The 20338-nt window shown below is 74.6% G+C and carries 19 protein-coding genes; 11 read left to right on the top strand and 8 right to left on the bottom strand.

Features of this window, described 5'->3' with window-relative positions:
- From ACZ58N_RS02300 to ACZ58N_RS02315, 4 genes are all read left to right on the top strand, one after another.
- The gene (locus ACZ58N_RS02300; RefSeq protein WP_471154555.1) at positions 1-504 is read left to right on the top strand and encodes an NUDIX hydrolase; all 504 of its coding nucleotides are present in this window, start codon (positions 1-3) and stop codon (positions 502-504) included.
- Between the two features lie 48 nt (positions 505-552).
- Positions 553-1809 (top strand): Tm-1-like ATP-binding domain-containing protein, encoded by a 1257-nt coding sequence (locus ACZ58N_RS02305; RefSeq protein WP_471155198.1) that lies wholly within the window; start codon positions 553-555, stop codon positions 1807-1809.
- A gap of 124 nt (positions 1810-1933) precedes the next feature.
- The gene (locus ACZ58N_RS02310; RefSeq protein WP_471154558.1) at positions 1934-3571 is read left to right on the top strand and encodes a serine/threonine-protein kinase; all 1638 of its coding nucleotides are present in this window, start codon (positions 1934-1936) and stop codon (positions 3569-3571) included.
- Positions 3568-4209 (top strand): hypothetical protein, encoded by a 642-nt coding sequence (locus tag ACZ58N_RS02315; RefSeq protein WP_471154560.1) that lies wholly within the window; start codon positions 3568-3570, stop codon positions 4207-4209. Before ACZ58N_RS02310 ends, ACZ58N_RS02315 begins: the two co-directional genes overlap by 4 nt.
- On the opposite strand, the gene ACZ58N_RS02320 is transcribed toward ACZ58N_RS02315, so the two are convergent.
- On the bottom strand, positions 4187-4537 hold the full coding sequence (locus ACZ58N_RS02320) for a DUF6191 domain-containing protein (protein WP_471154562.1): 351 nt from the start codon (positions 4535-4537) through the stop codon (positions 4187-4189). The two genes, ACZ58N_RS02315 and ACZ58N_RS02320, sit on opposite strands and share 23 nt — an antisense overlap.
- Before the next feature lie 324 nt (positions 4538-4861).
- A complete protein-coding gene (locus ACZ58N_RS02325) occupies positions 4862-6151 on the bottom strand; it encodes an ATP-binding protein (protein WP_471154564.1) in 1290 nt (429 codons plus the stop codon).
- A 159-nt stretch (positions 6152-6310) separates the two neighbouring features.
- Here ACZ58N_RS02325 and ACZ58N_RS02330 point away from each other — a divergent pair, with 159 nt between their 5' ends.
- Positions 6311-7786: a glycosyltransferase family 39 protein gene (locus tag ACZ58N_RS02330; protein ID WP_471154566.1), complete on the top strand. Its 1476-nt coding sequence runs from the start codon at positions 6311-6313 to the stop codon at positions 7784-7786.
- A 15-nt stretch (positions 7787-7801) separates the two neighbouring features.
- On the opposite strand, the gene ACZ58N_RS02335 is transcribed toward ACZ58N_RS02330, so the two are convergent.
- Positions 7802-8620 (bottom strand): alpha/beta hydrolase, encoded by an 819-nt coding sequence (locus ACZ58N_RS02335; protein ID WP_471154568.1) that lies wholly within the window; start codon positions 8618-8620, stop codon positions 7802-7804.
- Positions 8621-8836: 216 nt separating this feature from the next.
- Between ACZ58N_RS02335 and ACZ58N_RS02340 the strand changes: the two genes are divergently transcribed.
- Entirely contained in the window at positions 8837-9622 is a 786-nt protein-coding gene (locus ACZ58N_RS02340) for a trypsin-like serine peptidase (protein ID WP_471154570.1), read from the top strand.
- Positions 9623-9651: 29 nt separating this feature from the next.
- Here ACZ58N_RS02340 and ACZ58N_RS02345 read toward each other — a convergent pair whose 3' ends face one another.
- From ACZ58N_RS02345 to ACZ58N_RS02355, 3 genes are all read right to left on the bottom strand, one after another.
- On the bottom strand, positions 9652-10143 hold the full coding sequence (locus tag ACZ58N_RS02345; RefSeq protein ID WP_471154573.1) for an NUDIX hydrolase: 492 nt from the start codon (positions 10141-10143) through the stop codon (positions 9652-9654).
- Positions 10140-11780 (bottom strand): apolipoprotein N-acyltransferase, encoded by a 1641-nt coding sequence (gene lnt / locus ACZ58N_RS02350; protein WP_471154576.1) that lies wholly within the window; start codon positions 11778-11780, stop codon positions 10140-10142. Before lnt ends, ACZ58N_RS02345 begins: the two co-directional genes overlap by 4 nt.
- A gap of 105 nt (positions 11781-11885) precedes the next feature.
- Positions 11886-12401: a hypothetical protein gene (locus ACZ58N_RS02355; protein ID WP_471154579.1), complete on the bottom strand. Its 516-nt coding sequence runs from the start codon at positions 12399-12401 to the stop codon at positions 11886-11888.
- Between the two features lie 495 nt (positions 12402-12896).
- On the opposite strand from ACZ58N_RS02355, the gene ACZ58N_RS02360 reads away from it, so the two are divergent.
- The gene (locus ACZ58N_RS02360) at positions 12897-13817 is read left to right on the top strand and encodes an ADP-ribosylglycohydrolase family protein (protein ID WP_471154582.1); all 921 of its coding nucleotides are present in this window, start codon (positions 12897-12899) and stop codon (positions 13815-13817) included.
- Positions 13818-13885: 68 nt separating this feature from the next.
- Here the strand turns inward: ACZ58N_RS02360 and ACZ58N_RS02365 are convergent, their stop codons facing one another.
- Both ACZ58N_RS02365 and ACZ58N_RS02370 read right to left on the bottom strand, forming a co-directional pair.
- The gene (locus ACZ58N_RS02365; RefSeq protein ID WP_471154584.1) at positions 13886-15175 is read right to left on the bottom strand and encodes a hypothetical protein; all 1290 of its coding nucleotides are present in this window, start codon (positions 15173-15175) and stop codon (positions 13886-13888) included.
- 177 nt (positions 15176-15352) lie between these two features.
- Complete coding sequence (locus tag ACZ58N_RS02370; RefSeq protein WP_471154587.1) at positions 15353-16153, bottom strand: glutamate racemase; 801 nt, start codon at positions 16151-16153, stop codon at positions 15353-15355.
- A 298-nt stretch (positions 16154-16451) separates the two neighbouring features.
- Here ACZ58N_RS02370 and ACZ58N_RS02375 point away from each other — a divergent pair, with 298 nt between their 5' ends.
- From ACZ58N_RS02375 to ACZ58N_RS02390, 4 genes are all read left to right on the top strand, one after another.
- The gene (locus tag ACZ58N_RS02375) at positions 16452-17624 is read left to right on the top strand and encodes a glycosyltransferase (RefSeq protein ID WP_471154589.1); all 1173 of its coding nucleotides are present in this window, start codon (positions 16452-16454) and stop codon (positions 17622-17624) included.
- Between the two features lie 246 nt (positions 17625-17870).
- Positions 17871-18380, top strand: a complete 510-nt coding sequence (locus ACZ58N_RS02380; protein ID WP_471154592.1) for a DUF6643 family protein — start codon at positions 17871-17873, stop codon at positions 18378-18380.
- 135 nt (positions 18381-18515) lie between these two features.
- Positions 18516-19340, top strand: a complete 825-nt coding sequence (locus ACZ58N_RS02385; RefSeq protein WP_471154595.1) for an MOSC domain-containing protein — start codon at positions 18516-18518, stop codon at positions 19338-19340.
- A 347-nt stretch (positions 19341-19687) separates the two neighbouring features.
- On the top strand, positions 19688-20299 hold the full coding sequence (locus ACZ58N_RS02390; protein ID WP_471154598.1) for an Rv1733c family protein: 612 nt from the start codon (positions 19688-19690) through the stop codon (positions 20297-20299).
- The last annotated feature ends 39 nt before the right edge of the window (positions 20300-20338 follow it).

Consider the following 20338-nt stretch of genomic DNA (forward strand, 5'->3'; position numbering starts at 1 on the left):
ATGACGGGACCGATCAGGTACAAGCGCAGTGCCGGGCTGCTCCTCTTCCGGCGGACCGCCGACGGGGTCGCGGAGGATCCGGGCTCCGGGATCGAGGTGCTGCTGGGGCACATGGGCGGTCCGCTGTGGTCGGGGCGGGACGCCGGTGGCTGGGCCATCCCGAAGGGCGAGTACGGCCCCGAGGAGACCCCGCGGGAGGCGGCCCGCCGGGAGTTCACCGAGGAGATCGGGCTGCCGCCGCCGGAGGGCGAACACCTGCCGCTGGGCGACGTACGGCTGACGAGCGGGAAGCTGGTGACCATCTGGGCGGTGGAGGCCGACCTCGACCCCGCCCTGATGGTGCCCGGCACCTTCACGATGGAGTGGCCGCCGCACTCGGGCCGCGAGGAGGAGTTCCCGGAACTGGACCGGGTGGCCTGGTTCGCTCCCACGGTGGCCAGAAACAAGCTGATTGCCTCTCAAATCCCGTTCCTGGAGCGACTGTTGGGACTCCTGAAGGGTTGACCCGACCTTTACTTGCCAACAAACCCCACCTGCATGGACATTGCACATATGACGAACGTCGTGCTGGTGGGAACCCTGGACACCAAGGGTGTCGAGTACGGCTGGCTGCGCGAGAGGCTGTCGCGCGCCGGCGTCGATGTGGTCCTGGTCGATACCGGGATCATGGGCGAACCGAAGGTGCCCGCGGACGTGCCGCGCGAAGCGGTGGCCCGGGCGGCGGGAACGGAACTGTCGGAGCTGCGCGCGGCCGCCGACCGGGGCGCGGCCGTGACCACGATGGCGAAGGGGGCCGAGGCGACCTTGTTACGCCTGCACGCCGAGGGTCGGCTGCACGGGGTCCTCGCGATCGGGGGCAGCGGCGGCACCTCCATCGCGAGCCGCGCGATGCGGGCCCTGCCGCTGGGCGTGCCCAAGGTGATGGTCTCGTCGATGGCGTCCGGGGACGTGGCCCCGTACGTCGGCTCCTCGGACCTCACGATGATGTACAGCGTGGTGGACATCGCGGGGATCAACAGCGTCTCCGCCCCGGTGCTGGCCAATGCCGTGGAGGCCGTCGCCGGGATGGCGAAGGGCTGGGCCCGCGCCGCCCAGGACCGGAGCCGTCCGGCCCGGCTCGGCTCGGGACCCCGTCCGCTGGTCGCGGCCAGCATGGCCGGCGTCACCACGATCGGGGTGGACGCGGCGCGGGAGCGGCTGACGGAGCTGGGCTACGAGGTGCTGGTCTTCCACGTCAGCGGCTCCGGTGGCCGCACTCTGGAGACCCTGGCCGGGCAGGGGGTGTTCGCCGGCGTGCTGGACCTCACCCTCAGCGAACTCGCCGACGACCTGTGCGGCGGCATCCTGACCGCCGGACCCGACCGGCTCACCGCGGCCGGGCGGGCGGGGATCCCGCAGGTGGTGAGCCTGGGGGCGCTGGACATGGTGAAGTTCGGGCCGTTGGAGAGCCTGCCGGAACGGGCCCGCTACCGCCGGGTCCGCGTCCACAACCCGTCGATCACGGTGATCCGGACGACCGAGTCCGAGTGCGCGGAGCTCGGCCGGCGGGTCGCCGCCAAACTGCGGGGCTCGACGGGGCCGACGGAGGTCTGCGTCCCACTGCGCGGACTGTCGACGCTCGGCGCGCCCGGCGGGCCCTACCATGACCCCGGCGCGGACCGGGCCCTGTTCTCGGCACTGCGCGACGGATTGCGGGGCAGTGCGGCCCGGATCCACGATTACGACACCCACATCAACGACCCGTCCTTCGGCCGGGCCGCGGCCGACAGGTTGCACGCCATGATCGGCGCGCTCGCGGCGGCGGCCTGACCGCACACCGCTTCGAGACGCCCCTCCCGGTTGGGAACCAGCCGTGGCGGAAACGTGTCCCTGGTGGTGGCCGGTCGGGTACGACGGGTGAGGGATGCGGCGATGCCACGGACGGGGGGCGACGATGAGCGGTGAGTGGACGGTACCGGGATACAGCGAGGTACGGGAGCTCGGGGCGGGCGGCAGCGGGCGGGTGGTGCTCGCGGTCCACGACGGCACGGGCACCGCGGTCGCCGTGAAGTACCTGAGCGACCGCCTGCGCGACGACCCCGCCTTCGTCCGTGAGTTCCGGGCGGAGGCGCGGCTCCTCGGCGGTCTCGGCTCCCCGTACGTCGTGGGTCTGTACGAGTACGTCGAGGCGCCGGGCGGCGCCGCGATCGTGATGGAACTGGTCGACGGGATCTCCCTGCGCGCCCTGCTCAAGCAGTCCGGGCGGTCCGAGCCGGAGGCCGCGCTGGTGGTGCTGAAGGGCTCGCTGCTGGGGTTGGCCGCCGCGCACCGGGCCGGCGTCGTGCACCGCGACTACAAGCCGGAGAACGTACTGGTCGCCGCGGACGGCTCCTCCAAGCTCGTGGACTTCGGGATCGCGGCCGGGCGCGGCACGACGCCCGGGGTGGCGGGCACGCCCGCCTACATGGCACCCGAGCAGTGGCAGGGGCGCCCCGCCTCGCCGCCGGCCGACGTGTACGCGGCGACGGCGACCTTCTTCGAGTGCCTGACGGGGCGCAAGCCCTACGACGGGGAGAACTTCGCGGAGCTCGCCGTCCAGCACATCGAGGCGCCGGTGCCGGAGACCGAGGCCCCGGAGCCGGTGCGCCCGCTGATCCGGCGCGGTCTGGCCAAGCTGCCCGAGCAGCGTCCGGAGAACGCCGAGGCCTTCGTCGCCGAGTTGGAGGAGGTAGCCCTGGCGGCGTACGGGCCTCAGTGGGAGGAGCGCGGGCAGCGCAAGTTGGCGGCGCTGGCCGCCCTGCTGCCGTTGCTGTTCCCGTCCGCGGGCGCCGCGGCGGGTACCACCGCCGTGGCGACCACTTCGGTCGGCGGGCCGTCGGTATGGGCTCCGGGGCGAGGCGGCTGGCTGGCGACGGGCCTGGCGCTGGTGCTGGGTGCCCTGCTGGTCCTGACGACCGACGCGATCGGTGGCACCCCGCCGGGGACGTCCGCGCTGAGCGACTTCGCCACCACGAGCCCGTCCTCGCCGGGCGGCGCCTCCCCGCACCCGGCTCCGTCGGCGACGGTGTCCGCCGGGCCGAGCCCTTCGACGTCCCCCAGCGCGTCCGCGTCGGCCTCGCCCTCGCCGTCGCCCTCGTCGTCCGCGACGCCGTCCCCCTCGTACTCGGCCTCCCACACGCCGAGCCCCGACCACTCGACCACCAAGCCGACGGTGACCCCGACACCCACGCCGACGCCGACGCCGACTCCCACCCCGACCCTGCGGGTGACGAAGGTCGGCGTGTCCTTGCAGCCCGGCATCTACCGCGGCGACGCCACGGTGTCGGTCGCGACGCAGGGCGCCGGCACGGTCACCGTGGTCGTGGAGTGGTTCCTCGGCGACGCGCCGGGCGCGTTCACCACGGCCGACGGCAGCGAGACGTTCGTCGTGCCGGCCGGTTCCACCGCCCAGGTGGTCCGGTCGCACACCTTCAGCCGTGGCAACGGCTGCTACGGCGGCGTGCGCGTCACCACCAAGCCCGCCGCCGGGAACTCCTCGGCGTCCGACTCGCAGTTGCTGAGCCGCTGCCGACAGCCGGAGCCCCCGCGATGAACGAGCCCCGCGCACCCCGGACCGGCGACGGCGACCACGGCCGCGCCGAACCCGTCGACGCCACCGACGACTACAGCGCCACCGTCCTCGGCAGCCACTGGTTCACCGGTCCCCCGCCGCCCGCGGAGGCCGTCCCCGACCGGGTCGAGGGATCCGTCATGCGGTTCGGGCCCGGAGTCACGGCGGCCATGCCGGCCCCGTTCCCGCTGGTCGCGGCGCCGGTTGCGGCGCCCGCGCGCCGGGGCGGCGGCTGGCGGCGGTACACCCTCGCCGTCGTCGTCCTGGCGCTCGTCCTCGGATACCTGGGCTGGCAGCGGTTCGGGCCGTCCGTCGAGGTCCGTGACGTCCGGGTCAGCACCGATCCGCAGGGGCCCGGCTGCGACGCCGCCGCCGACGTGGTGGCCTTCGTGTCGACGAACGGCCGGCCCGGCACCCTCGTCTACCGCTGGGTCCGCAGCGACGGGACCCGCTCCGAGGAACTCACGGAGCGGGTGCCCGGTGGCCGCGAGCAGGCCACACTGCACCTGCTGTGGACGTTCCACGGCACGGGAACCCATCCCGCGAAGGCCGAACTCCAGCTGATCGAGCCCGTGAAGCGCACCGCGTCGGTGGAGTTCACCTACCGCTGCCGCCCGTGACGGCGGGCCCGGCGGGCCGCCGGGCGGGCACCCTGATCACGGCGCGGCCCCCGTCGAGATCCACGCGGGAGCGCGGCGGGGCGCCGTCCTCCTCGTCGTCGCGCATGACGAGGGCGCTGCGGCGTTCCTCCAACTCGTTCTGTTTGCCCGGCGAGAAGCTCGCGTGGAGCTGCTCGAACCCGGTGGAGGAGATCTGTCCCTGCCGGCCGCCCCGACGCCAGGGCAGCAGCCCGGCCCGACCGGCGCGGAGCAGCGCCAGGTCCAGGAATGCCACGACGGTGAGGACGATCGCCATCCCCGGCAGGGTCATGAATACGACGAAGGCCATGGCCCGACCGTAACCCGGACGGCCCCCGTTCGGCCGTCCGGCCCCGGATCCGTTGCCGGGGGCCGTACTTCCGGCCGGCCGGGCGCGACCGTCCGGCCGAAGCGCGACCACCCCGTGCGCTGGTTGACTCGGAGAGTGTTGACGAGGGCGTGCAGGACGCCCTCGGGCACCGCTGCGTGCCACGTTCCAGCCGTCGACACCCCAACCGGAACGTGGCCGTCCCGCGCGGATGCCAAGTCCGCGCGGGGAGGCCCGCAGCCGCTTTGGGGAGTGGCTGCGGGCCGCTTCGTTTCCGTCCCCCCGCCGCAACCGGGGGGACGGGGTTCAGAACCGGGCGTGGGCGGTGATGTCCGCCTCGAACTCGCCCGTCATCGCCGGCGTCACCGTCGGCCGGCACTGGGCGACCGCCGCCAGGTAGTCCCGCGTGACCGCGCCGAGCTGGGCTGCCGCCGCGCCCCGCGCACCCACCGCCTCCAGGTCCCGCTCGAAGGACACCTGGGCCGCGATCCGCGCCGCGTGCTCGATGTCGGCCGGGGTGAACAGTTCGGTCGCCTCCACCAGCGCAGCCACGTCCACGTCGGCGCGGCCCGCCGTGTACCGGGACCAGATCGCGGCGCGGGCCCCGGCGTCCGGGGTGCCGATGGGGATCAGGTAGTCGAAGCGGCCCGGCCGCAGGAACGCCGGGTCGAGCGAGCGGACGGAGTTCGTCGCGCAGACCAGCAGCCGTTCGTCGCCCTCCCGGAAGCCGGGTATCAGCTTGAGCAGCTCGTTCGTGACGCCGTGGATCCCGCCCGGCTGGGCGGGCTCGGTGCGTACCGGTGCGATCTCCTCGACCTCGTCGATGAAGACGAGCACCCGCTCCAGTTCGGCGATCCGGGCGAAGGCGTCGCGCAGCGCCGCCGCGAGGTTGCCCTCGTCGGCGAGGCGGGAGGGCAGCAGTTCCACGAACGGCCAGCCGAGCCGGGACGCGATCGCCCGCGCGAACGTGGTCTTGCCGGTGCCGGGCGGGCCGAAGAGGGTGATGGCGCGCGGCGGTCGCACCCCGTGCGAGGCGGCCCGTTCGGGTTCGGCGAGGGGCAGCACCACGCGCCGCTCGATGAGGTCCTTCTCCTTCTCCATCCCGGCGACCTTGTCCCACAGGTCGCTCGGGAGGAACCGGCCGCCGAGGTCGTCGAGGAGGCCCGCGGCCGGCCCGTGCAGCGGCTCGGTCTTCTCGAAGTAGGCGACGGCGGGCTGCCGGGTGTAGCCGGCGTTGAGGAGGCCCTCGCCGAGCATGTCCTCCTCGGGCAGGACGTACGCGATCCGGCCGACGCGGGCCGCTATGAGCCTGCGTTCGAGTTCGACGAGGAGGGCGCTGGCCAGTCCCCGGCCGCGCCAGCCCGAGGCGATCGCGATGCGCATGACCCAGGCCCGCTCCCCGGTGACGCAGGCGAGCGCGGCGCCGATCGGTACGCCCTGGTGGACGGCGACCACGCAGGGCTGCCGGTCGGTGAGGGCGCTGATGCACTCGGCCAGGGAGAAGACGGACTCCTGGCCGAGTTCGGCCGTGGTGTCGATCAGGTGGACCACCGCTGCGAGATCGCTCTCGCGGTAGTCGTGGATGAGCCAGTTCACCGGGTACCGCCCCTCGTTCGTGCTCCTGCGGCGAGGCTAGGGGTGGTGGGCCGGGTACTCACGCTCCGTCGTGCACAACACCGTGTCGGGAAACCGTCCGTGTCGTCCATAGACTGGTGTCTTCCGCCGACGACCCGCACCGAGGACCAGCACGCCTTCATGACATCCCACATACCCGGCGCCGCACCGGCCCGCAGTCGCTCGTTCCTCGTGTGGTCGGTGCCGGTCCTGTGGACCGTGGCGCTCGGTGTGTGGGGGCTCTCCCGGCAGGACAGCGTGTGGCGCGACGAGGCGGCGACCTGGCAGGTCGCCGGACGGTCGACGGGCGAGATCTGGGCGATGCTCGGCAACGTGGACGCGGTGCACGGCCTGTACTACCTCCTCATGCACGGTCTCTTCGAGGTGTTCGGCGCCGGCACGACGACCCTGCGGTTGCCGTCCGTCCTCGCGGTGGCCGTGGCCGCCGGTTGTGTGGCCCTGATCGGGAACCGGTTGTCCGGGCCGGCGACCGGTCTGGCCGCCGGGCTGGCCCTCGGGCTGCTGCCCGCCGTGCAGTTCCACCTCCAGGAGGGCCGGCCCTACGCACTGGTCGCCGCCGGCTCCGCCCTGTCGGCGCTGCTCCTGGTGTCCCTCGTCGGGGACGGGCCGGGACGGACCGGGCGACGGACGTGGCCGCGCTGGACGGCGTACGGGCTCCTCGTGCTGGTCTGCGCCCTGCTGAACTGGCTGTCGCTCCTCGCGTTGCCCGCGCACGCGGTGACCCTGTGGTGGGTGCGGGCCGGGCGCGGGGTGTGGCTGCGCTGGCTGGGGGCCGGGGCGTGCGCCGTGACGGGGGCCCTGCCGTTGATCCTGTTCAGCCGGGGCCAGTCCGACCAGGTGTCGTGGATACCACCGCTGACCTGGAACATGTTGATCGGGCCGGGCATCCTCCTGGCCGTCGGGGCGTTCGGGGCGTGGACGGACCGCCCGGCCCGTGGTCGGCTGTCGGTCGCCGCCGTGGGACTGCCCCTGCTGGCGGTGCCGCAGCTCGCCCTGGTCGGGCTGTCCCTGGTGCAGCCCCTGTTCCTGGACCGCTACATCTTGTTCGGCATGCTGGGTCTGGCCCTGCTGATCGGCGCCGCGCTGGGCGCGGGCGCCGGGGCCCTGGCACCGAGGCTGCCGAGGGCATCGACGGTACTCGTCCCGGCCGTGGCGGGGGTGGCGGTGCTGGTCCTGCTGCCCGTGGAACTCGGCAGGCGGGCCCCGGCCAGCCGGATCGACGACGTGCTGGCCGTGGCCGGGGAGGTGGACCGGCTGGGGCGCGCCGGGGACGCGGTGCTCTTCGTGCCGGCCGCCCGTCGCGACACCGCGCTCGTCTCCCCCGGCGCCTTCCGGGACCTGACGGACGTGGCACTGGCCGAGAGCCCGGCGGCCTCCGCCACCCTGAAGGGCGAGGAGCTCGACCCGCCCCGCATCCGCGCGGCCCTGCTGGCGCGGCGCCGCGTCCTGTTGGTCACGGACGCCGCCCGGGTCGCCCGTCCGCCGGGCGCCGAGCGGGACCGGACGAAGGTGGCCGTCCTGCGCGAGTACTTCACGGTGGTCGAGGACCATCAGCTCCGCGGCCGTCGCGTCACCCTCTACGAACGCCGTACCTGAGCGCGCCGGCACCGTTCAGCGGGCCCCCGCCATCGGGCGGGCGTGGGTGCCGAGCCAGGTCAGGGAGGAGGCGGCGAGGTCGGGCCAGCCCCGGTCGACGATCAGGGAGTGACCCCGGTCCTCGAAGCACTGGTACTCGGTGACGGCCGGGGAGTGCCGGTACTGCTTGTACGTGGACCGGGTCAGCACGTCGGGCACGGTGTGGTCCTGCTTGCCGGACATCAGGAGCAGCGGACCGCGTGAGGCGTTGTCGGTGTTCACCCGGGCCGCGGAGTGCGGGGTGAAGTTGCCGAGGGCGAGTTGGAACAGCGGTCGGGCGGGGCTCGGAATGGTCCACGCGTCGAAGAGCGCCTCCGCGTCCGGTTCGGGGACGACGTTGGCGAAGGCGTAGCGGAACTGCTCCCGGTTGAGCGAGACCGCGCGGTGGATGTTGCCGGGGTCGCGAAGGAAGGCGAACGCCGACTTGGCCTGGGCCGGTGCGAGTGCCTTCACCCCCTTGATCTGGCCCGGGGAGATGGCCACGGCGGCGGAGGCGAGGCCCTCGCCGAGCAGGTGCTGCGCGATGAAACCGCCGACGGAATGCCCGACCAGCACCGGCGGCGCGGGCAGCGTACGGATGACCCGGGTGTACGCCTCCGCTATCTCGGCCAGACCGACGCCGGCCTGCGCGTCGGGCAGCCGGCGGGCCCCCGTGACGGTGTCGGGTACGCCCGGCCACTCCGGCATCAGCGGTTCGTAGCCGGCGTCGTGGAAGCTGTCGGCCCAGCCCTGCCAGCTCGTCGAGTGCAGCCACAGGCCGTGGATGAAGATCACGGGTGTGCGCCGTGTGGTCATGACGGGACCTCCTGAAGGCCTCGGCCCCCCTGGACAGCACCTCTGCCAGTCTCGCCCCGCGGGCCGGGTACCGCCTGCGCGGCGCTTTTCGGGGCCGGCCGCCGACCTGTGCCGGCCCCGCGCGTGGCCTCCCTTCCCGGATTCACAGCTGATTCATATGGAATTTCTGGCTCCGCACAGGGTTTCGACGGGGAGGCTCAGAACATGATCCATGGCATGTTTCCCCGACAGGCCGGCCGACCCCGCGCCCGGCGCGCCTCCCGGATCCTGCTCGCCCTGAGCGCGACGGCGGCCCTGCTGGGCGTGGACGTCCCCGACCCGCCGGCCGCGCCGCCCCTGGGCTTCACCGTCGGCGCCCGCCCCGGGGCGGCGGCGGACCGGGTGGGGGCGCTGTTCGCGGGAGGGCTGGACGGTGGCCACTTCTGCACCGCCGCAGTGGTGCGCAGCGAGGGCCACGACCTGATCGCGACGGCCGCGCACTGCCTGGACGACCCGGACACCGCGGTCTTCGCGCCGGGCTACCGGGACGGCGAGGCCCCGTACGGAGTGTGGCGGCTGACCGACGTGTACACGGCTCCCGGTTGGCGGGACGGCGAGGACCCGGACGCCGACATCGCCTTCGCGACGCTCGCCCCGTTGGACGGCGCCCGGATCGAGGACGTCGTCGGCGGGTTTCCCGTGGCCGGGCGGCAGCCGGACGAAGTGCCCGTCACGATCCTCGGCTACCCCAGCACCAGCGAAACCCCGCTGAGCTGCACCAACACGACCGAGCTGTTCTCCGGGACGCAGCGTCGCATCGACTGCCCCGACCTCAGCGGCGGCACCAGCGGCAGTCCCTGGCTCGTGGACGGGGAGCTGGCCGGTGTGCTCGGCGGTTACGAGGGCGGGGGCACGGTACCGGAGGTCTCGTACAGCGCGGTGATGGGCGAGCGGGCCCTCGCGCTGTACCGGGAGGCGTCCGCCCCGGGGGCCTTCGCCCTGGTCGCGCCCGCCTCCGGGTGAGCGTCAGGCGGTGACGGTCCCGGTGGGTGTCATCCGTTGCCGTCGGCGACAGCCGCCGGCTCGAACCAGGTCGATTCGTCGAGGAGGGCGCGTCGGACGCGTTCCACGGCGAACCGCTCCAGCGGCGGCAGCTCCGACATCCCGAACCAGGCGACTTCCAGCAGTTCTCCGTCGTGGGCGCGGGCCTCGCCGCCGGTCGGGCGGCAACGGAAGGTGATGTCCTGGAACTGGCAGACGTCCCCGTTGGGGTAGACGATCGGCGCGAGCATCTCGACGAGGACGACCCGCTCGGGCACGCACCGCACGGCCGTCTCCTCGTACACCTCGCGGACGGCCGTCGTGGCGGGCTGTTCGCCGGGTTCGGCGATCCCGCCGATCACCGACCACCGCCCGGTGTCGGCCCGGCGGCCCAGGAGGACCCGGTCCGCGTCGTCGACGACCACGGCGGTGACCCCGGGCAGCAGGAGCAGTTGCTGCCCGGCGCCGGCGCGGATCGCCTTGATGAACTCGGGTGTGCTCACGCGGCCCTCCCGGCGCGGATCCGACGGGCCAGGACCGTGGCGAGCCCGCCCGCGGCGATCAGGAGCAGCGCGTACTCGGGCAGCGGCCCGAACCGGGTGGCGGGGGTCTCGGTGGAGCGCAGCGGGATCTCGGCGACCAGCGCGTCCGCGGTGAAGAGCTTCGTCCGCTCGCTGATCGATCCGTCGGGCCGGATGACGGCGCTGACTCCGCTGGTGACGGGCACCAGTACCGTCCGGCTGTGCTCGACAGCGCGGATCTGGTCCATGGCGAGCTGCTGGTAGGTCATCTGGCTCCGGCCGAAGGTGGCGTTGTTGCTGGGCACGGCGATGACCTGGGCGCCGGCCCGGACGGTGGAGCGCACCGCGTCGTCGAAGGCGGCCTCGTAGCAGGTGACCATGCCGACCCCGCTGCCGTTCATGTCGAACACCCCGGGCTCCTTGCCGGGCCCGAAGTCCCGGCGGACGCGGTCCACGTCGGCGCTGAAGAGGCGAACGAAGGACCGCATGGGAATGCGCTCGCCGAAGGGCTGGATCTTGCGCTTGTCGTAGGTGTCCACGGGGCCCTTGACCGGGTCCCACAGGATCATCGTGTTGCGCAGCGGGCCCGTCTCGGGGGCCAGTACGGAACCGATCGCGACGGGCACCCCGATGGTCTTCACCGCGTTGTCGATGACCGCGTAGGCGTCGGGCTGGGTGTAGGGGTCGATGTCGGAGGAGTTCTCCGGCCACAGGACGAAGTCGGGCTTGGGCACCCGGCCGGCCTTGACGTCCTCGGCGAGCCGGATCGTACGGTTCGCGTGGTTGTCCAGGACCTGGCGGCGCTGGGCGTTGAAGTCGAAGCCGAGGCGCGGGACGTTGCCCTGGACGACGGCGGCCACGGCCGTCCCGTCCTCGGCGGCGTCGGAGACCAGGGGGCGGGCGAGGAGGGCCGCCCCGACGGGAGCGGCGACGGCCAGCGCGGCGAGCGCCGCGGTGGTCTGCCGGGGGTGTTCACGGGTGGTGCGCAGGACCTCGTAGAGGCCGAAGCCGCACAGCGCGACGCCGAAGGAGAGCAGCGGGGTCCCGCCGAGGGCCGCGAGCGGGACGAAGATCCCGTCGGCCTGCCCGAAGGCGAGCTTGCCCCAGGGGAAACCGCCGAAGGGGGCGCGGGCCCGCAGGGCCTCGTCCGCGACCCAGACGGCGGCCGCCCAGAGCGGCCATCCGGGCAGCTTGCCGACGAGGGCGATGCCGAGGCCGCCGAGCCCGATGAAGAGGGCTTCGAGGGTGACGAGGGCGAGCCACGGCACCGGGCCGACGCCCTCGCTGGTCCATACGAGGAGCGGCAGCAGGTAACCCAGCCCGAAGAGGAAGCCGAGCCCGAACCCCGCCCGGGCCCGGCGACCGCGCAGGCACCCGGCCAGCAGGGCGAGGGCCAGGGGAGCCAGCCACCACAGCGGGCGCGGCGGGAAGCTGAGGTAGAGCAGCACTCCGGCGAGTACGGCGAGTACGGGGCGCGCCGCCCGTGCCGCCCGGCGCGGCAACGCGCGGGTTCCGGGCTCGCCCGCGTCGGCGGCGTGCGCGTCGGATGCTGCTCCGGGTGCTGCGGGGGGCGACGGGGAGGGGTCGTTCCCGGCGTCGCGGGTGACACTGCTGCTCATCTGGCGGAGTGTACGTCCCCGCATGCCAAAGGCTGGTAAGACCCGGGGCCGGGGGCCCTGACGGGCGATGCGGTGCTCCCCGCCGCCTCGGCGGCGGGGGCGGCGTCAGCGGGCCAGGGCGCGCAGGTGTGCGCGGATGACGCGGACGGCGTTCTCGGCGTCGTCGACGGTGACCGTGAACAGCTTGCCGTCCCCGAGCCGCAGTTCCACGCCCTCGCCGCGCCGGACGATGATGGCGGTGCCCTGCTCCGGACGCCAGCGGTATCCCCAGCCGCCCCACTGTTGCGGGGTGATGCGGGGCACGAACTCGGCGGAGGTGACCTCGGAGAGCGGGATCCTGCGGCGCGGGAGCCCCACGTGGCCGCAGCGGACCTCCAGGACCTGGGAGTCGACGGTGACGGCGACGTGCACGAACGCCAGGGTGCCGTAGAGGATCAACAGCCCGGCGGCGAGGCAGCCGACCACGGACATGAGGAGCGGGGCGATCCCGGCGGTCCAGGAGCCGTCGACGGCGAGCTCGATCCCGAGCGCCAGGCACGCGGCACCGGCGGCGGCAAGGATCCACTGCACGCGGTTGGAGGCTCGGCCCGTCCAGAGCGGCCCCGGGGGGTGACCCGTCATGTGTAGCAGCGTACTCACGTTCCGCATGTACGCCACCGCCTCTCGCCCGGTCGGTCGACGGGCCCGTGGCTCGCGCGTGCCCGTGGGGCGTGTGGTGCGCCTGCCCGCACGCCCACCCCGGAAACCCGGCCGGCCGGGCCGGGCCCGGGTGCAGGGGCCACGTCGTCGTTCGAGTTCGGCGGCCGGGGGTTCCGCATCCGCCCGCCCGGACCGCGTGGGCCCGGGCCCGGGATGCCGCGGGCGCGACACCCCGCTCGCACCACCCCGTTCCGTAGCCCATCCGTGGCACCACGGGCGTGACTACCCTGGCGGCGTGAACAAGGAGCGGAGGGACCGGCCGCGCGACGCGGCCATGCCCGTCCTGGGCGGATCGGGCGGGCTCGGGTCGGCGCACCGGGCCGTCGATGGCGCCGCGACCCGGCGGCGGCCGGCCTCGACGCCCCGGACGTCTTCGCGCGCCGCCTGCCGACCACCGTGTGCCCCCGAGGAGACCCCGTGACCAGCCGACTCGACCGCGCCGTGGGCGCCGTACTCGGTTCGGCGGCGGGCGACGCCCTCGGCGCGCCCTACGAGTTCGGCCCGGCGGGCCAACTGAGCGCGCAGGGAAAGGAGATGCGCGGCGGTGGCGGCTGGGACCCGGGCGAGGCGACCGACGACACCCAGATGGCGGTGCTGGTCGGCGAGTCCCTGCTGGGAAACGGCGGCCTCGACCTGCCCGACGTCTTCGCCCGGTTCCAGCGGTGGGCCGCCGGCAGTCCCAAGGACATCGGTCTCCAGACCGAGGACGTGCTGACCAACGGCGAGGCCTGGGACCTGGCCGCCGCCCTGCACTTCCGGATCAACGCGCGGGCGGCGGGCAACGGTTCCCTGATGCGGGCCTCGACGTCGGCCGTGTACTTCGCCGCCGCCGGACGGGAGGCCACCATGGACGCCGCCCGACGGATCGCGGCCCTCACCCACGGCGACCGGGCCGCCTGGGAGGGCACGGCCATCCTGCACGAGCTCGTGCGCGTCGCCCTGGACGGGGACGATCCGCCGGCCGCGCTGCCCGGCGTCCTCGACGCGGTGCACGCGAACCACCGCGAGCGGTACGCCCGCGTGCTCGACCCGGACTGGCACCCGGACCTCGCCACCGAGTTCAACGGTGCGGTGTGGCCCTGCCTCGGCTCGGCGGTGTGGGCCCTGCGGACCACCACCGACTTCGCCGGAGCCGTACGGGCGGCGGTCGACCTGGGCGGGGACACCGACACCGTCGCCGCCGTCACGGGCATCCTGGCCGGCGCGGTCCACGGCGGGGCGGCGATCCCGGCCGAATGGACGGACCCGCTCCACGTGCCGCTGCCCGGCTTCGGCGACCGGGTGCTGGACGCGGCGGCCCTGCGCGCCCTGGCCGTACGCCTCGCGACGACCGACTGAGCGGGCGTGCGGCGGGGCACCACCGGCCGAGCGGCGGACCGCGGCGGGCCTCGCTCGGGCGCTGCCGGTCAGCCGCAGCCGCACCCTCCGCAACCCCCGTCCCCACCGCAGCCGGTCCCGCCACAGCCGCCGGCGGCCCCGGCGGCCCGCCCGTCCCGCTTCGCCTCGTCCTCCTCCGCGCGCAGCCGCGCCCGCTCGCGGCGGCGTTCTTCCGCACGGGCCCGCATCCGCCGCACGCTCTCCCGGTGCGACACGCCCGCGGGAACCCACCGGTCGAGCCCGTGCCGGCGGCGCGGCAGCAGCACGGCCGCGGTCAGGTGGGAGCTGATGCGGGGCCCGCCGTCGTCGTGCACCGCGTACTCCAGGACGACCTCGGCGCCCTCTCGGGGCACCCCGTAGAGCACCGCCTCGAAGGGCTCGTCGCGGGCGTCGATGTCGTGCGATCCGCGCAGGTTCTCCGCCGTCGGGCCCGCGGCCAACATCCTCACCTCCGCACGCGTGTCGACGCCACGGACCCTGAAGGCGATCAGGGGCCGCCCCGCCGTCGCGTCGGCGTCCGGGTACAGCCAGTGGTGCCCCGACCGGGCGATCCGGACGCCGACGACCATGGCCGGCAGGTCGACGTCGCGCACCCGCCGCGCGGCCCGGTCGGCGCTCGCGCCGCGGCCGAGGAGGGTGCTGCCGAGCACCAGCAACGGCAAGGCGGTCCACTGTTGGCCGACGGCGTCGTACGGAACGGTCCCCCCGTGGGCGTCGAAGTCCAGTCCGAGCCCGTCGAGGAGGACGGCCCCGCCCACGATGCAGAGGAACACCCCGCACAGCATCGCCGGGATGCCGCGCCGGCCGTGCCCGGCGGGCAGCGGCCCCGGCACGGGGAAGCGGGCCGGGCCGGCCGCCGCCAAGGCCCGTGCCCGCTGCCGACGGCGCGCCCTCAGCCGCAGCAGCGCACCGACCAGCGCCCACAGCGCGGCGACGCAGACGAGGCAGAGGCCGAACCGGGTGCGCACGGCGCCGGTGCCCCGTACGACGAGGGCCGCGGCCGACTCCCCCGCGATCAGCGTGGCCGACACGGCGGCCGCGCCCGGCAGGTACCGGAACCAGACGGGCAGGGCCGCCAGGAGGAGGGTCGTCGGGTAGGCCCGCCAGTCCGTCCCGACCGCCCCGGCCGGCGCCCCGGTCCGTACGATCGGCAGGAAGGAGACGAGGACGAGCAGGCCGAGCGCCCAACTCCCGGCACCCGGAGCGAAGAAGAGCGGCACCCGCTCCTTGAGCCAGTGCTCGGCGGCCGGAACACCCCATGTACGCAACCCGGTCGCGGGTATCACCCCGCTCGGCACGTGCTTGGCGTAGGCAGTCACGGCCCCAGTATGCGAGCGCCCCCGGCGTCGCGAAACGGTCGGCGGCGGAACGTCCGGTGACCGAACGGGGCCCGCAGGGCGGGGAGTTGGCGGGTCCGGCAACGGTCGACCGACCTCATCGGCCGCGTCGTGGCCGGCGACCGGCCGGGGCGCCGGACGGGCCGTCCCCGTCCGGGGTCATCCTCCGACGGAGGCGTTCCGCGCCGGCTCGGCGAGCAGTCGACCCTCCGCGTAGCCGAACGCGGCGCGCGGAAGGTCGCCGGGACGGCCACTGAGCAGCACCGTCAGTCCACCGGTGCGCGGCAGACCCGGCCGGGGCTCGACGCCCACGCGGCGCAACGCCTGGAGGGCGACGGCCTCGGCGGACCCGTGGAAGGCGAAGGGGGTGCCGCCGGTGCGCGCGTCGACGGCGGCCCGGATCAGCTCCTCGACGAGCTCGTAGTGGGTGCAGCCGAGAACGACGTCGGTGACGTCGGAAGGGGTCAGCGCGGCGGCGGCGGCGACGGCCCGTACGACGGCGGCCTCGTCCGCCGCCTCGACCGCGTCGGCGAGACCCGGGCAGGGCACCTCGGTCACCTCGGCGCCGGCGGCGAAGTCACGGATCAGGCCGCGCTGGTAGGGGCTGCCGGTGGTGGCGGGGGTGGCCCAGATCGCGACGCGCCCCCCGGCGGCCGCGGCGGGCTTGATCGCCGGGACGGTCCCGATGACGGGGATGGCGGGTTCCAGGTCGCCCCGCAGGGTGGGCAGGCTGTGCACGGAGGCGGTGTTGCAGGCCACGATCAGCGCGTCCGGACGGTGCGCGGCGGCGGCACGGGCGACGGCACGGGCACGCTCGGTCAGGTCGGCCGGGGTGCGCGGTCCCCAGGGCATGCCGTCGGGGTCGCAGGACAGCACCAGATCGGCGTCCGGCCGCAGCCGACGCGTCGCGGCGGCCGCCGCAAGGAGGCCGATTCCCGAGTCCATGAGAGCGATCTTCACCCGGCCACCTTAGTCGACCCCCCGTCCCGGGCCCCGCTCGGCCGCCCCCGCGCCGGGTCCGCCGACCCGCTCGGCCGACCCCGCCCGACGGCCGCCTCCACCCCTGGTCGACGCCCCCGCCGCGGTCCCGCCGGGCGTCGTCCCGCCCGGCCGGCGGGCGCCCGACGGAGGTGTCCGGGCGTCGGGGTCGGCGCCTTCCGGGGAGCCCCGACGCCGGAGGGCCGGGGGCGCACACCGCGCACCCGCCCCGCGGCCCGGACGCGGGACAACGGCGGCGGGCTTCGGCAGACTGCGGGGCATGGGCCTCCTCCTGATCGCCGCCTGCGCCTCGCTCGCCGCCTGGCTCTGGCTCACGCTCGCCCAGGGCATGTTCTGGCGCACCGACGTCCGACTCCCGCCGCGCACCGCCCCCGCCCGCTGGCCGTCCGTGGCGATCGTGGTCCCCGCCCGGGACGAGGCCGAGGTCCTCCCCCACAGCCTGCCGTCACTGCTGGCCCAGGACTATCCCGGCGCCGCCGAGGTGATCCTGGTCGACGACGGCAGCACGGACGGAACCGCCGCCCTCGCCCGGCGGCTCGCGGCCGAGCACCCGGGCCTCCCCCTGACGGTGGTGTCCCCCGGCGATCCCGCGCCGGGGTGGACCGGCAAGCTGTGGGCCCTGCGGCACGGCATCGCCCACGCCCGCAGCGGTGGCGCCGCCGAGCCCGAGTACCTCCTGCTGACCGACGCCGACATCGCCCACGCGCCGGACAGCCTGCGCGAACTGGTCGCGGCCGCGACCAGCGCCCGGCTCGACCTGGTCTCCCAGATGGCCCGGCTGCGCGTGGTGAGCGGCTGGGAGCGGCTCGTCGTGCCGGCCTTCGTGTACTTCTTCGCGCAGCTGTACCCGTTCCGTCGGATCAACCGTCCCGACGGCCGGACCACCGCCGCGGCCGGGGGCTGCGTACTGCTGCGGACCGGGGCGGCGGTGCGCGCCGGGGTGCCCGATTCCATCCGGCAGGCGGTGATCGACGACGTCTCGCTGGCCCGCGCGGTCCGGGCGTCGGGCGGCCGGATCTGGCTCGGTCTGGCGGAGCGGGTGGAGAGCGTGCGCCCGTACCCGACGCTCGGGGACCTCCGGCGGATGGTGTCGCGCAGCGCCTACGCCCAACTGCGCCACCAGCCGGTGCTGCTGGTCGGCACGGTGGCGGGGCTGGCGCTCGTCTACCTGGTCCCGCCGGTCGCGCTCGTCGCGGGGCTCGCGGCCGGGCGGCCCGCGGTCGCCTGGGCGGGCGGGCTCGCCTGGCTGCTGATGGCCGGCACCTACCTGCCGATGCTGCGCCACTACCGGCAGCCGGTCGTCCTCGCGCCGCTGCTGCCGTTCACCGCGCTGCTCTACCTGCTGATGACCGTCGACTCCGCCGTGCAGCACTACCGGGGTCGCGGAGCCGCCTGGAAGGGTCGAACTTACGCCCGACCCGGTGACGCGTGAACCCGGACGGCACTCCCTGAAGGGGCGTCATCCGAGGTCATCGCATTGTGACGCTGCGTCAGCACCACATAGGTGCAAGGGTCAACCAGTGAGTACGAGTGCGAACAAGGCGGGGCGGAAGTGACGAATCGTGCACGTGGACGTGAAGTGAAAGCTGTGGCCCTGACCTGCGAATATGCAGGTCAGGGCGGGGTTGACGACACCTCGCTATGGACCCGGTGAAGTCGTGGGCTTAACTTAGGTCCCATGACCTCCCCCCGCTCCACTTATGGCGGCGGTTACTACTCCGCGCCCTCCTTCACGGACACCCCCATCTACGACTCCCTCGTCGCCGAACGCGGCACTCCGCAGATCGCCCCGATCCGCGTTCCGGCCGCCTACGAGTCGCCCAGTGCCGGTTACTCAAGCGGTGGTTACCTGCCGGCCCTCGCCTCCTCCATGCCCGCCCTGCCGCCGGCCATGCCCCAGCAGCAGGCCCCGGGCTACGGGTACCCGTACCAGCAGCAGGCGGCACCCGTGCAGCAGATGCCCGTGCCGCTCCAGCACGCGCCCGCGCCGTACATCCCGCAGCAGCAGCCGGTGGCGGCCCTGGCGGGATACGTCCCGCAGCAGCAGCCGCAGCAGCCCCGTCCGATGGCCGCGGCCACCGGGTACGAGGCGATGCGCCCGGCGGCTCCCCGCCCGGTCCAGGGCCCCGCACAGGTCCCCTCGTACGAGGACCCGTACGGCCGTCCGTACCAGGGGCGCGGCTACTGAGGGGCCGCCGCTCGCGGAGCGCGGTGCGCGGGGACCGGCGGGCCGGGGCACACCCGGCCCCGGCCGGGTCGCAGGTCGTTCGAACCGCGCCATAACCGCGGTGCCCGAATGGGGGGAGGCCGGCAAAATGCCCCCATGTCGAACTTGTACGTCCAGTCGCTGCACGTCCACCCCGTCAAATCCGTGGCGGGGACCTCTCCCGACGAGGTGGTCGTGGAGCCCTGGGGGCTGTCCGGGGACCGGCGCTGGGCCGTGGTCGACATCGAGGGCACGGTCATCAGCCAGCGCCAGGAGGCCCGCATGGCCCTGGCCGCCGCGCGCCCGCTGGCGGGAGGGCGGGTGGCGCTGTCGGCGCCGGGCATGCCGGAGCTGGTCGTGGAGGTTCCGGATCCGGGCCCGCGCGAGCCCTCCGTGCACTTCGGCAACAAGATCGACACGTTGGTCGCGGCCCGGTCCGCGGCCGACTGGTTCACCACCTTCCTCGGTCGTGACGCCCGGCTCGTGTACATGGACGACCCGGATGTGCGCCGACCCGTGGACCCCGACTACGCGCTGCCGGGCGAGACGGTGAGCCTCGCCGACGCCTACCCGTTGCTGGCCACCACCAGCGCTTCCCTCGACGCCCTCAACGAGCTGATCGCCCGCGGCGACCACCCGCAGGAGGGTCCGTTGCCGATGGACCGGTTCCGTCCCAACCTGGTGGTCGCCGGTGGCGACGCCTGGGCCGAGGACGGCTGGCGGCGCGTGGCGGTGGGCGGGGCCGTCTTCCGCGGGGTCCGCGAGTGCGGCCGGTGCGTCGTGACGACGACCGACCAGCGGACCGCGGAACGCGGCCGGGAGCCGCTGAAGACCCTGGCCCGGCACCGTCGGATCGGGAAGTCCCTGGCGTTCGGACGGCACATGGTGCCGGTCGTCCTCGGCACCGTGCGCGTCGGCGACGAGGTCCGGATCCTGGAGTGAGGCGCGGCCCTGCGGGGCTCCCGGCGCCCGGGGCGGACCCGCGACCGGGGCGCCGGGAACAGGGACGCAGGGAACAGGGGCGCAGGGGCCGGGGATCGCGGACCGGGCGGACCGCTCCCGTCAGTCAGGCGACGGAACAACACCTTCGAGGGGCTCGGGTCCCTCTCCGGAACCAACGGGCCGCGCGGCGCCGTTGGTGACTTCGGGACGTGTGACAGCCCTCCGGAAACGACCACCGGATCGGATGACACGGGTCTCGCGCGTCCCGGAATGCGCGTCCTCGGGACATGCGCCAGGCTGGGACGCGCAAGCAGTCGGAAGCTGGCGGAAACGGGGGGAGCCGGACCGTGCGGACAGCAATGGGTGTGTGGCGCTGGCGGCGCAATCCGCTGCGCAGGCCGACCGATCTCTTCGAGGCGTGGGTGGCGTTCGCCGCGCTGGTGTGCGTCCTGCTGGTGGCCCCGGCCGTCGGCTGGGTCGCGGGCCTGCGGGTGGACGGCACGCTCCAGCGGGCCGCCCTGGAGCAGCGCCACGAGCGCTATCTGGTCCCGGCCGTGGTGGTCCGGCCCGCGGCGGAGCCGCCCGCCGGAGCGTCGACCGATCCGTCGGCGCAGCGGCAGTCCCCGGAGCGCAGCCGGATCGTGGCCGTGTGGACCGCACCGGACGGCAGCAGCCACGAGGGGACGGTCCCGGCCGCCGAGGAACCTCCGGTCCCCGGCGAGCGGTTCCGCATATGGACGGACATGCGGGGCCGGCTGGTGGGGCAGCCGCTCGACCCGTCCGCCGCCTCATTCCACGCCGGTCTGGCCGGGCTCGCGGCCGCGCTCACGGCGGGCGCACTGGTGGAGACGGTCCGACGGTTGGTCGTACGCCGGCTCATGCATCGGCGGTACCTGCGTCTGGACCGTGCGTGGGCGGCGGCCGGCCCGGACTGGGGCCGGGCGGGGGCGGGCAGCTGACCTGGCAACTCGCCGGCCCCGCGCGCGCTACGGTGGGGC

The organism is Streptomyces sp. NPDC040432 (genome assembly GCF_055595445.1).

Bases quoted from the DNA above. Each gene is read 5' to 3' on its own strand.
- ACZ58N_RS02300 (WP_471154555.1), top strand. From the start codon at position 1: ATGACGGGACCGATCAGGTACAAGCGCAGTGCCGGGCTGCTCCTCTTC.
- ACZ58N_RS02305 (WP_471155198.1), top strand. From the start codon at position 553: ATGACGAACGTCGTGCTGGTGGGAACCCTGGACACCAAGGGTGTCGAG.
- ACZ58N_RS02310 (WP_471154558.1), top strand. From the start codon at position 1,934: ATGAGCGGTGAGTGGACGGTACCGGGATACAGCGAGGTACGGGAGCTC.
- ACZ58N_RS02315 (WP_471154560.1), top strand. From the start codon at position 3,568: ATGAACGAGCCCCGCGCACCCCGGACCGGCGACGGCGACCACGGCCGC.
- ACZ58N_RS02320 (WP_471154562.1), bottom strand. From the start codon at position 4,537: ATGGCCTTCGTCGTATTCATGACCCTGCCGGGGATGGCGATCGTCCTC.
- ACZ58N_RS02330 (WP_471154566.1), top strand. From the start codon at position 6,311: ATGACATCCCACATACCCGGCGCCGCACCGGCCCGCAGTCGCTCGTTC.
- ACZ58N_RS02335 (WP_471154568.1), bottom strand. From the start codon at position 8,620: ATGACCACACGGCGCACACCCGTGATCTTCATCCACGGCCTGTGGCTG.
- ACZ58N_RS02340 (WP_471154570.1), top strand. From the start codon at position 8,837: ATGTTTCCCCGACAGGCCGGCCGACCCCGCGCCCGGCGCGCCTCCCGG.
- lnt (WP_471154576.1), bottom strand. From the start codon at position 11,780: ATGAGCAGCAGTGTCACCCGCGACGCCGGGAACGACCCCTCCCCGTCG.
- ACZ58N_RS02355 (WP_471154579.1), bottom strand. From the start codon at position 12,401: ATGACGGGTCACCCCCCGGGGCCGCTCTGGACGGGCCGAGCCTCCAAC.
- ACZ58N_RS02375 (WP_471154589.1), top strand. From the start codon at position 16,452: ATGGGCCTCCTCCTGATCGCCGCCTGCGCCTCGCTCGCCGCCTGGCTC.
- ACZ58N_RS02380 (WP_471154592.1), top strand. From the start codon at position 17,871: ATGACCTCCCCCCGCTCCACTTATGGCGGCGGTTACTACTCCGCGCCC.
- ACZ58N_RS02385 (WP_471154595.1), top strand. From the start codon at position 18,516: ATGTCGAACTTGTACGTCCAGTCGCTGCACGTCCACCCCGTCAAATCC.